Origin of the sequence: Amycolatopsis decaplanina DSM 44594, from assembly GCF_000342005.1 — a bacterium.
GTDB lineage: Bacteria > Actinomycetota > Actinomycetes > Mycobacteriales > Pseudonocardiaceae > Amycolatopsis > Amycolatopsis decaplanina.
Genome location: NZ_AOHO01000055.1, coordinates 416,684 through 431,377, shown reverse-complemented (window position 1 = coordinate 431,377; position 14,694 = coordinate 416,684). Strand labels below are relative to the sequence as shown.

The 14,694-nt window shown below is 69.3% G+C and carries 14 protein-coding genes and 1 pseudogene; 6 read left to right on the top strand and 9 right to left on the bottom strand.

Features of this window, described 5'->3' with window-relative positions:
- Positions 1-21 precede the first annotated feature (21 nt).
- Positions 22-486: a carboxymuconolactone decarboxylase family protein gene (locus tag H074_RS19200; protein ID WP_007031709.1), complete on the top strand. Its 465-nt coding sequence runs from the start codon at positions 22-24 to the stop codon at positions 484-486.
- Positions 483-1,226 (top strand): isocitrate lyase/PEP mutase family protein, encoded by a 744-nt coding sequence (locus H074_RS19195; RefSeq protein ID WP_007031708.1) that lies wholly within the window; start codon positions 483-485, stop codon positions 1,224-1,226. The genes H074_RS19200 and H074_RS19195 overlap by 4 nt, the downstream gene beginning before the upstream one ends.
- 63 nt (positions 1,227-1,289) lie before the next feature.
- On the opposite strand, the gene H074_RS19190 is transcribed toward H074_RS19195, so the two are convergent.
- From H074_RS19190 to H074_RS19165, 6 genes are all read right to left on the bottom strand, one after another.
- Positions 1,290-2,918, bottom strand: coding sequence for a solute symporter family protein (locus H074_RS19190; protein WP_007031707.1), 1,629 nt, complete (start codon positions 2,916-2,918; stop codon positions 1,290-1,292).
- Positions 2,915-3,256, bottom strand: coding sequence for a DUF485 domain-containing protein (locus H074_RS19185; RefSeq protein WP_007031706.1), 342 nt, complete (start codon positions 3,254-3,256; stop codon positions 2,915-2,917). The genes H074_RS19190 and H074_RS19185 overlap by 4 nt, the downstream gene beginning before the upstream one ends.
- 67 nt (positions 3,257-3,323) lie before the next feature.
- Positions 3,324-5,057 carry a sodium/solute symporter gene (locus H074_RS19180; RefSeq protein ID WP_007031705.1) on the bottom strand — a complete coding sequence of 578 codons (1,734 nt, stop codon included), beginning with the start codon at positions 5,055-5,057 and terminating at the stop codon, positions 3,324-3,326.
- Positions 5,057-5,404, bottom strand: a complete 348-nt coding sequence (locus H074_RS19175) for a hypothetical protein (protein WP_007031704.1) — start codon at positions 5,402-5,404, stop codon at positions 5,057-5,059. The genes H074_RS19180 and H074_RS19175 overlap by 1 nt, the downstream gene beginning before the upstream one ends.
- A complete protein-coding gene (locus H074_RS19170) occupies positions 5,401-6,171 on the bottom strand; it encodes a LytR/AlgR family response regulator transcription factor (RefSeq protein ID WP_007031703.1) in 771 nt (256 codons plus the stop codon). The genes H074_RS19175 and H074_RS19170 overlap by 4 nt, the downstream gene beginning before the upstream one ends.
- Complete coding sequence (locus H074_RS19165) at positions 6,168-7,214, bottom strand: sensor histidine kinase (RefSeq protein WP_007031702.1); 1,047 nt, start codon at positions 7,212-7,214, stop codon at positions 6,168-6,170. The genes H074_RS19170 and H074_RS19165 overlap by 4 nt, the downstream gene beginning before the upstream one ends.
- A 70-nt stretch (positions 7,215-7,284) precedes the next feature.
- Between H074_RS19165 and H074_RS19160 the strand changes: the two genes are divergently transcribed.
- Positions 7,285-7,785: a hypothetical protein gene (locus tag H074_RS19160; RefSeq protein WP_235096813.1), complete on the top strand. Its 501-nt coding sequence runs from the start codon at positions 7,285-7,287 to the stop codon at positions 7,783-7,785.
- Positions 7,786-7,820: 35 nt separating this feature from the next.
- Here H074_RS19160 and H074_RS39360 read toward each other — a convergent pair.
- From H074_RS39360 to H074_RS19150, 3 genes and pseudogenes are all read right to left on the bottom strand, one after another.
- A pseudogene (locus H074_RS39360) lies at positions 7,821-7,961 on the bottom strand (ATP-binding cassette domain-containing protein); the annotation flags it as partial.
- Positions 7,958-9,019 carry a class I mannose-6-phosphate isomerase gene (locus H074_RS19155; protein ID WP_007031699.1) on the bottom strand — a complete coding sequence of 354 codons (1,062 nt, stop codon included), beginning with the start codon at positions 9,017-9,019 and terminating at the stop codon, positions 7,958-7,960. The pseudogene H074_RS39360 and the gene H074_RS19155, both read right to left, overlap by 4 nt.
- Positions 9,016-10,002 (bottom strand): LacI family DNA-binding transcriptional regulator, encoded by a 987-nt coding sequence (locus H074_RS19150; RefSeq protein WP_039922794.1) that lies wholly within the window; start codon positions 10,000-10,002, stop codon positions 9,016-9,018. Before H074_RS19150 ends, H074_RS19155 begins: the two co-directional genes overlap by 4 nt.
- A 206-nt stretch (positions 10,003-10,208) precedes the next feature.
- On the opposite strand from H074_RS19150, the gene H074_RS19145 reads away from it, so the two are divergent.
- From H074_RS19145 to H074_RS19135, 3 genes are all read left to right on the top strand, one after another.
- A complete protein-coding gene (locus H074_RS19145; RefSeq protein WP_007031697.1) occupies positions 10,209-10,814 on the top strand; it encodes a TetR/AcrR family transcriptional regulator in 606 nt (201 codons plus the stop codon).
- A 92-nt stretch (positions 10,815-10,906) separates the two neighbouring features.
- Positions 10,907-12,196: a flavin monoamine oxidase family protein gene (locus H074_RS19140; protein ID WP_007031696.1), complete on the top strand. Its 1,290-nt coding sequence runs from the start codon at positions 10,907-10,909 to the stop codon at positions 12,194-12,196.
- A gap of 105 nt (positions 12,197-12,301) precedes the next feature.
- Positions 12,302-14,689 (top strand): GH92 family glycosyl hydrolase, encoded by a 2,388-nt coding sequence (locus H074_RS19135; RefSeq protein WP_007031695.1) that lies wholly within the window; start codon positions 12,302-12,304, stop codon positions 14,687-14,689.
- The last annotated feature ends 5 nt before the right edge of the window (positions 14,690-14,694 follow it).

Genomic DNA, 14,694 nt, shown 5'->3' with positions numbered 1-14,694 from the left:
GTCGCCACTAGATTCACAGGTATGACCGAGCGAATCCACGTGGGCAAACGAGTGCCCGAGATCTACCAGGCCATGGCGAAACTGCAGGCCGAAGTCGAGAAGGCCGCCGCGAACGCCGGCGTCGACCAGAAGATCCTCGAACTGGTGAAGATGCGGTCGTCGCAGATCAACCACTGCGCGTTCTGCCTCGACATGCACTCCCACGACGCGTTGCAGATGGGCGAGTCACCTCGACGGCTCTTCGTGCTGCAGGGCTGGCGTGAGACCGAACTGTTCACCGAGCAGGAGCGCGCCGCGCTCGCGCTCACCGAGGCGATCACGAACGTCGCGACCCTGCACGACGTCCCGGACGACGTCTACGAAGAGGCCACCCGCGTCTTCACCGAGGAGCAGTACCGCGCCGTCGTCTGGGAGGCCATCGCGATCAACAGCTGGAACCGGATGTGCGTGACCAGCCACGCGCCGCTGCCCGAGCGAGCCGAATGACCGCGGCGCGGTTGCGGGAACTGCACGTCGCGGGCGAGCCGCTCCTCCTGCCGAACGCGTGGGACGCCGACAGCGCGCGTCTTGTGGAAGCCGCCGGGTTCCCGGTCGTGGCGACGAGTTCCTTCGCCGTGGCCAAGGTCCTCGGCTACGAAGACGGGGAAGACGCACCCGCCGGCGAGATGTTCGCGGCGGCCGCGAGGATCGCGCGGGCGGTCTCGGTCCCGGTGACCGTCGACGCGGAAGGCGGGTACGGGCTCGAAGCGGGAGAACTCGCGGCGAGGCTGGCCGAGGCGGGCGCAGTCGGCTGCAACTACGAGGACACCGATCACGCGTCGGGCGGAGTTCGCTCGTTGGAGGCGCAGGCGGAACGGGTCGCGGAGTTGCGCGAGGCCGCCGGAGACGCGCTGGTGATCAACGCCCGCGTCGACGTCTTCCTGGGCGCGTCCGACGAGCGGGCCGTCCTGGACGACGCGATCGCGCGGGCCAAGGCGTATCTCGAGGCCGGGGCGGACTGCGTCTACCCGATCATGGTGAAGTCGCCGGAAGTGCTCGGCGAGTTCGTGAAGGCGGTCGCGCCGGCGGCGGTCAACGCCGCTCCGGTGCCCGGAGGCCCCGATCTCTCCGCGCTCGCCACACTGGGGGTGGCGCGGATCTCGCTGGGCACCGGGCTCTGGAAGTCGGTCCGCGCCGATCTCCGGGCGAAGCTGACCGGGCTCGCGGCGGGGAAACTGCCGTACTAGGGGAAATGGGAACCGGGACGGTGCGGCCGGGGGCGTTGGATGCCGGCCGCACCGTCCCGGCGATCAGTGGGCGACGGCCTTCTCGGCGCCCGCGCCGGTGAGGGACCGGACCTCCATCTCGGCGTACTTCTTCTGGTTGTGCTCTTTGGACAGCACGGTGCCGAGCCAGCCGAGGAAGAACGCCACGGGGATCGAGACGATGCCCGGGTTGTCCAGGGGGAACCAATGGAAGTCGACGCCCTGGATCATCGAGGCGCTCTTGCCGGTCTTGGCGTCGACCGGCTTACCCGAGACCGCCGGAGAGAAGATGATCAGCACGATGCAGACCGCGAGACCGCCGTAGATGCTCCACAACGCGCCCTGGGTGTTGAACCGCTTCCAGAACAGCGAGTACAGGATCGTCGGCAGGTTCGCCGACGCCGCCACCGCGAACGCGAGCGCCACCAGGAACGCGATGTTCTGCCCGTTGGCGAGGATGCCGCCGAGGATCGCGACCGCGCCGATCACCAGCGCGGTGATCCGGGCGACCTTCACCTCCGAAGCCGGTGTCGCCTTGCCCTTCTTGATCACGTTGGCGTAGACGTCGTGCGCGAACGACGCCGACGCGGTGATCGTCAGGCCCGCGACCACGGCGAGGATCGTCGCGAAGGCGATCGCCGCGATCAGGCCGAGCAGGATCGGGCCGCCGAGTTCCAAGGCCAGCAACGGGGCCGCCGAGTTCACGCCACCGGGCGCGGCCTTGATCTTGTCCGCGCCGACGAGCGCGCCGGCACCGTAACCGAGCACCAGGGTGAACAGGTAGAAGACGCCGATCAGGCCGATCGCCCACACCACGGAACGGCGGGCTTCCTTCGCGGTCGGCACCGTGTAGAAGCGCATCAGGACGTGCGGCAGACCCGCGGTACCGAGGACCAGCGCGATGCCCAGCGACAGGAAGTCGAGCTTCGTGGTGCCGGTCTTCCCGTACTGGTTGCCCGGCCCGAGCAGCGCCTCACCGGCCTTGCCCGCCTTGTCCACGGCGCCCTGCAGCAGCGCGGAAAGGTTGAAGCCGTACATGCCCAGCACCCACAGCGTCATCGCCAGCGCGCCGACGATGAGCAGCGCCGCCTTGATGATCTGGACCCAGGTGGTGCCCTTCATCCCGCCGATGAGCACATAGGCGATCATGATGATGCCGACGATCACGATGATCGCGGCCTGCCCGGCCTTGCTCTCGATCCCGAGCAGCAGCGCGACGAGGCCACCGGCGCCCGCCATCTGCGCGAGCAGGTAGAAGAACGAGACCGCCAGGGTGGACGTCGCCGCCGCGGCCCGCACCGGGCGCTGCTTCATCCGGAACGCCAGCACGTCGCCCATGGTGAACTTGCCGGTGTTGCGCAGCAGCTCCGCGACCAGCAGCAACGCCACCAGCCACGCCACCAGGAAGCCGATGGAGTAAAGGAAACCGTCGTAGCCGTAGACGGCGATCGCACCCGCGATCCCGAGGAACGACGCGGCGGACAGGTAGTCGCCGGCGATGGCGACGCCGTTCTGCGGGCCGGTGAACGCGCGGCCCGCGGCGTAGTAGTCGGACGCCGTCTTCGTGTTGCGGCTCGCCCGGAACACGACGAACAGCGTGACCAGCACGAACAGGCCGAAGATGGTGATGTTGAGTACGGGGCTGCTGCCCTCGACTCCGGCGGCGAGGGTCATTTGGTCTCACTCTCGATGTCCGTGCGGATCTTCTCCGCGATGGGGTCGAGTTTCTTGTTCGCGTAGCGGACGTAGAGCCCCGTGATCACGAAGGTCGAAACGAACTGCAGCAGACCGAAGACCAGGCCGACGGTGATGTTGCCGACCAGCTTCGTGCTCATGAAGCCGTGCGCGTAGTCGGCGAGCAGCACGTAGAGCAGGTACCAGAGAAGGAACAGCGCCGAGACGGGGAACACGAACCGGCGCAACCGAGCCCGCAGTTCCTTGAACTCCGCGCTGTCATGGGCTTTGTCCCAGTCCGTTTCCGGCGGACTGGGAGCGTTCGTTTCGGTACTCATCGTGCTCTCCTCGCACCGCGAATGTGTTCCGCGACACGTTAGGGAGGGGTCATGAGGACCGGAACCTTCAGCGGTTCAAACGCCTGCCGAGACGACGAACGGTCGACGAACGGTGGTCGGACCACGACGAAGGGGTCCCGGCTGTGCGATCGTCCAAGTGCAGCCGCAGCATGGCGGCCGTCGACCAGGCGGGAGGCCTGCCCCGCCAGGAAACCACGATCATTACGCCGAATGCCAGTGGAACCGACCAAGGCGCGGGCTGCGACACCAGGATGGCGGGCAGACCGCTCAGACTGGGAACGAACAGGGCGACGAGGATCGAGCCGGAAGACGCGACGAGCCCGGCGAGGACACCGCTGATCGCGCCCGCGGCGGTGAGCCGGTTCCACCAGATGCCGAGCACCAGCAACGGGCAGAACGTCGATGCGGCCACGGTGAAACCCCAGGTGACGAGAACGCCCGCGTCCAATCTCGCCGACGGCAGCGCGAGCAGGACCATCACGGCCGCCGCCCCGAGCACCGACCACCGCAGTCTCCGCAGGCCGCCGGGCGCCAGGTCGTGCGCGACCGCGCCGGAGATCACCAGCAGCAGCCCGAGCGACGTCGCCAGGAACGCGGCGAACGCGCCCGCCGTCAGCAGCCCGGTGAACAGCGACCCCGCCCAGCCGTGGTCGACCTGCGCCGGCAGCGCGACGACGACCGTGTCCGTCGCGCCGGAGACGTACAGTTCGGGCACCAGCACGCGGCCGAAGACACCGTAAACCCCTGGGAACAGGTAGAAGACGCCGAGCAGGGCGACGGTGATCGCCGCGGTCCGGCGGGCGGCGCGGCCGTCCGGGCTGGTGTGGAAGCGCATCAGGACATGCGGCAGGCCCATGGTGCCGAGCATGGTGGCGATCAGGATCGCCCACGTGCCGAGCAGCGGATAGCCGTGGTCGCCGAGGTCGAGCAGCGGCCGTTGCCAGTCCGGCCCGCCCAGCGGGGCACCGCCCCGGACGGCGGGAACCGGGGTGCCCTCGGCGAATTCCAGGCTCTCCCCGCTCCTGGCCACCAGCTCTCCCGGCGGCACGACATGCTTTTCCGGGGTGAGCAGGGTGGTCGGCTCGCGCAGGGTCAGCGTCACGTCGATCTCGAAGGACAGCTTGGTGTCACGGGCGAAGTGGGTGAACTCCACCGGGTGCACCGAGGCCGATCGCTGCTCAGGGGAGACCTGGGAGACCAGCCAGATCGCGGGGATGATGAACAGCAGCAGTTTCAGCACGAACTGGAAGGCCTGGACATAGGTCGCCGCGCGCATCCCGCCGAGCGCCAGAGTCGCGCTGACGGCGGTGCCCGCGATGACGACGCCGACCCAGTACGGCGTCCCGCCGACGGCGGTCAGCACGAGCCCCGCGGTCCGGAATTGCGGGACCAGGTAGAGGGTTCCGATCACGAGGACGACGACGGCCGCGAGGCGGCGAAGGGCGGGGGAGGCGAGCCGCGCTTCGGCGAAGTCCGGGACGGTGAGCGCGCCGGAGCGCCGCATCGGAGCCGCCACGAGCACCAGCATCGCGATGTACCCGGCGGTGAATCCGACCGGATACCAGAGCGCGCCGATGCCGTCCTTCACCACCAGCCCCGCCACGCCGAGGAACGACGCCGCGGACAGGTATTCACCGGAGACCGCGGCGGAGTTGACCAGCGGCGAGATCCGGCGCGAGGCGACGAGGAAGTCCGACGTCGTGCGCATGGCCGCGACCCCGCGCAACCCGATCAGCAGGGTGACCAGCACGACGGGGGCCACCGCGAACGCGGCCACCATTACTCGTCCTCGATTTTTTCCGCCCGGCGCAGTTGCCACCACGACAGCAGCGCCATGGCCGGGTACGGGAGGATCGCGATCATCAGCCAGGACAGCGGGATACCCAGCAGCCGTACCGAATCCAGCCCGGGGAAGAGTCCGAACACCAGCGGGAGCCCGAACACCAGCCCGAACATCCCGGCCAGCGCGGGGAGCCCGCGGCGGCGCTGGGCCCGGTACAGCAGATCCGCGCGTTCGGCGTCGTTCGCCGCCAGCCGGGGGACACGCCAGCGCCCCCGTGCCCGGCGCCGCGAATGCGCGAGCCGGGTCTGCGGGCTGGTGACGGCGACCCGTTTGACTCGGCTCACGGGCGGCTGCCCCGCCCCAGTTCGCCCCGTTGCGCGGCGGCGAGCAGCCGGTCACGCAGATCGCGCGCGTGGCGCCGGCTCACCGGCACGTCGCCCGCCTCCGTATGCGCCAGCAGCCCGCCGGTGGTGTCGCTGCGCAGTTCGAGCACCGCGTCCACGGCGAGCAGGAAACCCCGGTGCACGCGGGTGAATCCCGTTCCCTCCCAATACTCTTCGAGCCGGGAGATGGGCATCCGTGTGACGTGGACGCCGGATTTCGTGTGCAGCCGGACGTAGTCGCCGTGCGCCTCGACGAACTGGACGTCGTCGCGCCGGACGTACCGGGTGCGCCCACCGGATTCCACCGGCAGCGCGGACATCGCGTCCGGCGCGGGTTTCGGCTCGTCGGCCTGGTTGCCCGCCATCCTGACCACTTTGGACAGTGCGGCGGACAGCCGTTCCGCGCGGACCGGTTTGAGCAGGTAGTCGACCGCGCCGATGCCGTACGCGGCCACGGCGTGACCGTCGTGCGCGGTGACGAACACGATCACCGGCGGTTCGTTGAGCCGCGCCAGCAGCGAGGCGAGTTCGAGCCCGTCGAGGCCGGGCATGGAGATGTCGAGGAAGACGGCGTCGAAATGACTGCCCTGCAACAGTTTGAGCGCGTTGACCGCGTCACCGGCGGCGACCACCTCGGCGACTTCCGGTGCCTCACGCAGCAGGCTGCACAGCTCGTCGAGGGCGGGCGGGACGTCGTCGACTGCCAGCACCCGCAGCCCGTTCGTCACGGCAGCACCCCCGGCTGGAATCGGGGCACGCGCACCACGACCCTGGTGCCCGCGCCGGTCTCGGTCTCGACCGTCAGGCCGTACCAGGGCCCGTAGACGCTGCGCAGCCTTCTGTCCACATTGGCCAGTCCGACGCCGCCGTCGTCGCCGCGCCCGGCCAGGATCGCCGCCGCCCGCGCGGGGTCCATGCCGAGACCGTCGTCCTCGACGCTGATCACGCAGTCGTTCCCTTCCGCCATTCCCTGAACCTGGATGAACCCCGCCTCGGCGCGTGGTTCGATCCCGTGCCGGATCGCGTTCTCCACCAACGGTTCCAGTACGAGGTACGGCACCGCGACGGCCAGCACCTCCGGCGCGACGCGCACCTGCACCCGCAGCCGTTCGCCGAGCACCGCGCGCTGCAACGCCAGGTACGTCTCGATGGCGCGGAACTCCTCGGCGACCATCGTGTACTCGCCGTGCCGGGCGAGGCTGTAGCGCGTGTACTCGGCGAAGTCGAGCATCAGGTCGCGGGCGCGATCCGGGTCTGAGCGGACCAGCGAGGAGATCACGGTGAGCGCGTTGTAGACGAAATGCGGCGAGATCTCGGCCCGCAGCGCGCGCAGTTCCGCCTCCGCGGCCTGCTCGGCGGAGGCCTCCAGCCTGCCGCGTTCGAGCGCGTGGACGACGAGTTCGGCGGCCTGGCGGGCGACGGCGGTCTTGCCTTCGGTGACCAGGAGGACACCGGCGAGTTCGTCGTGGACGTGCAGCGGCAGTGCCAGCAGTCCGGGCTCGGACACCGGCGTCTCGGAGTGCAGGACCTCGTCGAGAGCCGCGATCACGACGTCGTCCGCCGCCGGACGGCCGGACCAGACGAGCGAACCGGACAGGTCGCCGAGACCGAGACCGGAGACCCCGAACAGCCGCCGGAGCCCGTGCGCGGCGTGGCGGGCGCGTGGCCCGGCGAGGCCGTCCATGAGGTCGTCGGAGACGCGCTGGGCGGCGGCGAGCACCGGCACCGGATCCGCGCTCACGGCGGGACGCCAGGGCAGACGGGTGGTCATCCGGCCTCCTCCACGACGTCGGGCCTAGATCCTAACGTCGGTGTGTGGTTTCGCCGGTTACGCTCCGGACATGGCCGGAGGGGATGCGGTGATGCTGCGCTTGGACGTCGTGATGCGGCGGTTCGCGCTGGTGGGTTTCGTGGTGTTCGGCGGAGGCGGTGTGGTGGCCGTCGTCGTGTCGCTGGCCGGGCAAGTGCGGCAGACCGGGTATGGCGTCCTGTTCGGCCTGCTCAGCGTGGCCTTCGCGGGGCTGATCCTGCTCGGCCTGCGGCGGTCGGCCGGTTCCTTGACGATCTCGGCCTCGGGCTTCGCGGTGGCGGCCAGGGAGAACGACTTCGAGGTCCGGTGGACCGAGGTCACGCGGCTGAGGGTGCACCGCGAGAAGCGGCGCGTGGGGCGGTGGATGCACTGGTGGCACTACCGGCTCGAGTGGACCGGTTCGGGACCCGAGGTGCTCCTGGAGGACGGCGAGTACGCCTACGCGCTGGGGCACCTGGGCGGAGGCGCCGCGCTGTACGGAGCGCTGGAAAGGCTGGCTCCACCCACGCTCGTGAGTGGTAAGGACGGTTAGAACCGTCCTTACCACTCACGAGGACATCAGCAGCTCAAAGTGGACTTCCCGGCGCCGTTGTCGCCGATCAGGGCGGTGACCTCACCGGCCCGTGCCTGGAAAGACGCGCCGCGCAGCGCCTCCACCGAGCCATAGCGCTTGACCAGGTTCTGGGCGTCGAGCAGGAGTTCGCTCACGATCGCTCCCTCTTCCCTGGGGCGGGCGGCCGGCAGCGGATGACCGTGACGTCGCCCTCCATAGTGGACTGACCGGCGTCGTGCGGGACCACGTAGGTCTCGCCCTTGCGCAGCGCGTATTCGCCGCCGTGTTCGGTGCGGAGCGTGCCCGAACCGTCCATGACGACCAGTACCGCGAACGACGGATCGAGTGACAACGTTGTCGACCTACCGGAAACGGAAGCGGCGGGACGGAGCTGATCGGCACGGAAGAACGCGTCACTGCCGTCGGCGAGAAGGTCCACAGTGGACGCGGCTTCGCCCGCGGTGCGCTTGATGATCGAGCCGAGCCGCTCCTCGTCCCAGCCCGAGGTGTCCAGGGTTTCGATGGCGGTCTCGAAGCCGATCCCGAGGTGTGCCTTCTCCGGGTTCGCCAGGAAGTCCCGCCATTCCAGGGTCAGCGAGAAGTCGGTCGGCTGCTGGAGTTCGACCACGAACACGCCTTCGCCGATCGCGTGCGGCAGGCCCGCCGGGATGTAGACCGTGTCGCCGGGGGTGACCGCGACGCTGTTCAGCGCCTCGAGCATGGCGGGCGCGTCCTGGGTGCGGGCCCACTCATTGACCGTCGCCTTGTCGACGGTCTCCTTGAAGCCGGGGTAGACGCGGGGGTCGTCGCCGTAGGTGCCGACCACGATCCACGCCTCGGTCTTGCCGAAGTGCGAGTCGAAGTGCCGCTTCGCGAACGAGTCCGTCGGGTGGAAGTGCACCGGCAGGCGCTGGCCCGCGTCGAGCAGCTTCACCAGCAGGCCGGTCGAATCGCCGAGCGCCTCGACGTGCTCGGCGCCGAGCCAGGCGGAAGGGTTCTCGTGGACGGCGTCGCGCAGCCAGACCCCGCTGGGCAGCTTGGTCAGGCCGTTGGTCTCCTGGCCGAACATCGTGGTGGCCGAGCCGACCCAGTCTTCGGGCCCGAACTTGGACTCGGAAGGGGCGCCCCGCAACGCGGCGATGGCGTCGCCGCCTCGGTAGAACTGCGGCGGCTGGTTCGCCGGCAGGCGGATCGGTTCGAGGTGGCCGCTCATGAAGGGGCGACCTCCCCGGAACCGCGGGCTACGAGATGCACGGGCAGAACTACCTTTCTCGGTGCGGATTGATCTCCCTGGACCCGGGCGAACAGCAGGTCCGCGGCCGCCCGGCCCAGCGCGCTCACGTCGTGCGCGATCACGGAGACCGGCGGATCCAGCAGATCCGCCAGTTCGAAGTCGTCGAAGCTGATCATCGCGGGACGCCGCTCGGCGTGCGCCAGCGCGCGCAGCAGGTGCACGGCGACCCGGTTGTTGCCCGCGATCACGGCGGTGGCCGGGTTCGGCCCGGTGAGCAGCCGTCGCACGGCCTCGCCGACACTCTCGGCGGTCGGTGTCCGCATCACGACGAGGTTCTCGTCGTACGGGATCCCGTTGCGGACACAGCCTTCCCGGAAGCCGCGCAGACGTTCGCCCGCGGTGAAGATGTCCGGGCTGTCGGCGAGGAACGCGATCCGGCGGTGGCCGTGTTTCGCGAGGTGGGCGACCGCTTCGACGGTGCCGCCGATGTTGTCGACCAGCACCGTGTCGGCCACGATGTCGCCGGCAGGCCGGTCGAGGAACACCACCGGCGTGCCCGCGCGCATCTCGGGGACCAGATAGCCGTGCTGCATCCCGGCCGGGACGACGAGGATGCCGTCGACGCGGCGGGAGCAGAACTCCAGGACCAGTTCGCGTTCGCGGTCGGAGTTCTCCTCCGACGAACCGGTCAGCACCTGGCGGCCGAACGAGGTCGCGATGCGTTCCACGGCCCGGTTGAGCTCGGAGTAGAAGGGGTTTCCGACGTCTTCGACGATCAGGCCGATCGTCCCGGTCGTCGAGCCGCGCCGCAGGTTCCGCGCGCCTAGGTTGCGCCGGAACCCGAGCTGCTCGATCGCCGCCATGACGCGCTCCGCGGTGTCCGGATGGACGGCGGGCTCGTCGTTCACTACCCGCGAGACGGTCTTGATGCTCACGCCCGCGAGCCGGGCCACGTCACTCATCGTGGCCCGTCGGCCGGTGGTGCGGTGGCCGTTGTCCGGCCCACTGGAAGACAACGTTGTCATAGTGGCCGGAATTGAACGCCGGCACCGCTGCGATGTCAATGCCCGGTTCGTCCTGGAGGCGCCTTCCGAGGTCGAACCGTTACGCGGACCGGGGCTCCGCGTCCCGCTGTGGCAGGGTCATGTCCGATCGAGGGGAGTGTGGGATGCCGTATGTCGAAGCGTCGGTGCGCAGCAGGCAGTTCGTCGCCGCCGCGCGCGAGGTGATGCTGCGTGACGGCGTCGCCGCGACGACCTTGCGCGCGGTCGCCGCCGAGGCCGGCGTCCCGCTCGGCACGCTGCAATACGTCTTCTCCAGCAAGGAGGCGTTGCTGCGGGCGGTGATCGAGGACGTGGTCGAGGAGATCTCGACCGTGCTGACCGGGACGGTCGAACTCGACCGGGGGCTGGCGCACGCGATCCGCCAGGGCCTGACGAGTTTCTGGTCGGAGCTGGTCGCCGATCACGTTAAGCTGCAGCTGATGCAGGGCGAACTCCTGCACTACGCGCTTCGCAAGCCGGGGCAGGAAAGCATGGCGAGCTGGCAGTACCGGCGCTACGTCACGGTGCTGACCGACTGGTGCCGGGAGGCGGCCGTCAACGCGGGCGAAACGTGCGCCCTGTCCTACGACCGGCTCGCCAGGGTCATGCTCGCCGGTGTCGACGGGCTCATCGTGCAGTACGTCTGCGACCCCGACGAAGAGCGCGCCCGCGCCGATCTCGACACCGTCATCGCGATGCTCATCGCCTCGGCGGAGATCCGGCCCGCCTGACGGTTTCCCGCACGTGACCATGGTCGTTGCGGATCGCTGTCCACTGTCCTATTGTCAAGTCATACGACTGACTGAGTTGTGGAGGATGGCGAATGGACACGACTGTCGTGGTCGTCGGTGCCGGCTTGTCGGGGCTGGTGGCGGCACGCGCTCTGCACCGGCGAGGCGTCGAAGTCGTCGTACTGGAGGCCGCCGGCCGGATCGGCGGACGTGTCCTGAGCGAAACGACCGTGCTGGGTTCCCGGCTCGACCTCGGCGGGCAGTGGATCGGGGCCGATCATCACCGGGTCACGGCGCTGGCAACCGAGTTCGGCGCCACCAAGTTCCCCATGCGCGCCGGGATGTTTCCCGGGTTGATCGAGGCAGGCAAGCGAGTGCCGCCATGGTCGCTCGCCCTGCTGCCCGCCGGTCTCGCGCTGGCAGTGGCGGGTGTGCTGGCCCGGACGGGCACACCGAAGCGGTGGAACCGCACGACGCTCGGATCGGTGCTGCGCGCGGTGCCGGGCCGCCGGGCACGCGGCTTGCTGGAGGCGCTGGTCGCGGTGTCGTGGACGGTCGATCCCGAGCGGTTCTCAGTCGAAGCGATGGCCAGGATGATCCGGGTCCAGGGCGGATTGCGGACCATGCTGTCGGCGGGCGGCGGGGCGCAGGAGGCTCTGCTCGCCGAAGGCATGGGAGCGCTCGTCGACGGTCTCGCCGCCGAACTCGGCCCGAGGGTGCGGACCAGGGCCGCGGTCACCTCGATCGTCCGGGACGACGACGGGGTCACCGTGCGCACCGGCGTGGATCGGCTGCGGGCGGCGAAGGTCGTCATCGCCGTGCCGCCGCCGGTCGCCGCCCGGATCGCGCACGAGCCCCCGCTCCCACGGCAGCGGCTCGACCTCGAAAAGAACACCTCCATGGGGACGGTGCACAAGGCGATCGCGGTCTACGAGCGGCCGTTCTGGCGGGAGCGCGCGGACGGCGAGTTCCTCTCCCTGGACGGCCTCGGGCAGACGGTGTTCGACACGACCTCTCCCGGCGGGCCCGGACATCTGTGCGTGCTGGTCGGCGGTCCCCGGGCGCGGTGGCTCGACGGGCTGGACGCTGCGGCCCGCCGTGACGCGCTGCTCCGGCCGCTGGTCCCGCATCTCGGCTCCGCCGTACTCGAACCCGCCGGCTGGCACGAAAAGGCCTGGCACCTTGACGAGCACGTGGGCGGCGGCTATACCGCGCTGCCCGAGCCGGGTGCCACCGACGGTTTCCCGCCGCTTTCGTCGGCCCCGTCCGGGCACGTGCACTGGGCCGGCTCGGAAACCGCGCGTGAGCACCCCGGCTACCTCGACGGCGCCATCGAAGCGGGCGAACGCGCGGCGGTGGAGGTCGCCGAAGCGCTCGGATGAGCATGTCCCGAATCGGACAGGGTTTGGCGGACCTCTTGACCAGGTGGTCTGTTCTTGTCGAAGGTGAGCGGGCAGCGACAACGTTGTCAGGAGGCGGCCTTTCCCATGCCTGCACGCACCTCGATCCGCATCGCCGGGTTGCTCACCGCGCTCACCCTCCCCGCCGGGCTGCTCACGCCCGTCGCGGCGGCGGCGCCCGGTGGCGACCCCGTGGACGCGGTCAACACCTTCATCGGCACCAAGGACGACGGCAACACCTTCCCCGGCGCTTCGGCGCCGTTCGGGATGACGCAGGTCAGCCCGATCTCCTCGCATTACGCCGGTTACCGCTACGACGACACCGCGATCCGCGGCTTCGGGCATTTCTTCCTGTCCGGCGCGGGCTGCTGGGAGCAGGGCGGTCTCGTGTCGTCCCTGCCCACCACCGGCGCGGTCGGGCCCGGCGCGACGTTCGACACCACGAAACCCGAGACGTTCGACCACAAGAAGTACGCCTCGCCGTACACGCACGAGGGCGAGGTCGGCAAACCCGGCTACTACAAGGTGCGGCTCACCGGTTACGGCGACGTCGACGCGGAGACCACCGCGACCACGCGAACCGGCGTCGAGCGGTACACCTTCGCGAAATCGGGCGATGCGAACGTTTTCGTCAACGTCGGCCAGGCCAACGACAAGGAGCCCGTGACGGCGAGCCAGATCCGCGTCGTCGGGGACCGGACGGTCGAAGGGATGGTCCAGGCGCAGGCGTTCTGTGGCGGCAAACCGTACAAGACCTGGTTCACCACGACGTTCGACAAGCCGTTCAAGTCCTTCGGCACCTGGTCGCCGACAGGCGGCACTCCGGGCTCGAAGGAGTCGGCCGGCGGTGAAGGCCTGCGCGGCGCCTGGCTGACCTTCGGCGGCGGGCAGGTCACCGCGACGACGGCGATCTCCCATGTGGACGCGGTCGGTGCCCGGCTCAACCTGGCCTCGGAGAAGGGTCGTTCGTTCGACTCGGTCCGGGACGGCGCCCAGCGCGCTTGGCGCAAAGAACTGTCCTCAGTGGACATCAAGGGCGGGACGAAGGACGACCGCACGGTGTTCTACACCTCGCTCTACCACGCGCTGCTGCAGCCGCTGACCGGCAACGACGCCGACGGCCGCTACCGCGGGTTCGACGACAAGATCCACCGCGCGCTGGGCTGGACGTACTACGAGTTCTTCTCGTTGTGGGACACCTATCGCACGCAGAACCAGTTGCTAGCCCTCCTGCGGCCGTCGCGGGCGAAGGACGTCGCGAAGTCGGTGCTCGCCATCCACGACCAGGGTGGCTGGCTGCCGCGCTGGGCGTACGCGAACCAGGAGACGAACACGATGACCGGCGATCCGGTCACCCCGTTCCTCGTCGACCTGTGGCGTTTCGGCGCGCTGTCCGGGCAGGAGTTCAAGGCCTACCAGGCACTTCTGCAGAACTCGCGGGAGATCCCGCCCGCGTCCTCGCCGTTCCAGGGCCGCTCGGGGAACGTGAGCTACCAGAAGGACGGGTTCGTCCAGTACGACAAGGACTTCCCGAAGAAGGGACAGGACACAGACCCGAACCACGGCGCTTCGGCCACTTTGGAATACGCGCTCGCTGACTGTTCGCTGTCCATCATGGCCGCCGGGCTCGGCAAGAAGGACGACGCCAAGGCCTTGGCGGACAAGGGACGCGCCTATCGCACCTTGTGGGATTCGTCGGTGACCGACCGCGGCTTCACCGGTTTCTACCGGCCGAAGCTCGAAGGCGGCGAATGGTTCAGCCCGGCGGGCAAGCCGTTCGACCCGCAGAGCCAGGACGGGTTCCACGAGGGTACGTCGTGGCAGTACCAATGGCTGACCCAGCAGGACGTGCCCGGTCTGGTCGAACGCATGGGCGGCAAGGAGAACGCCGGCAAGCGGCTCGACGACTTCTTCGCCTACGGGGATCTGCTCAAGGACCCGGCGAAGACCGTGCGCGAGGAATGGGTCGTCGGCCCGTACAACTACTACAACCAGTTCCGGTACAACCCGAACAACGAGCCGGACCTGCACTCGCCCTGGATGTACACGCTGACCGGGCAGCCATGGAAGACCTCGGCCGTGGTCCGCGCGGCGCACACGTTGTTCACCAACGCGCCAAACGGTGTCACCGGAAACGACGACCTCGGGACCATGTCCGCGTGGTACGTCTTCAGCGCGCTGGGGTTGTATCCGGCGGTGCCGGGCACCGGGCAGTTCCTGCTGAACGCGCCCAGGTTCGAGAAGTCGGTGGTGCACTTGGAGAACGGTCGCGACATCACGATCAAGGCCGACGGCGCCGACGGGTCGAAGCTCCAGTACGTCCAGGGGCTGGGATCCGGGTCGCAGCGTGCGTACGTCGGGTTGGAACAGTTGACGCGAGGGACCACTTTGGACTTCAAGCTCACCGAAGATGTGGCGAAGGCCACCTGGGCGAGCGGCCCCGAAGGTGCGCCGAAGTCGCCCTGCGCCGGGTGATCCGA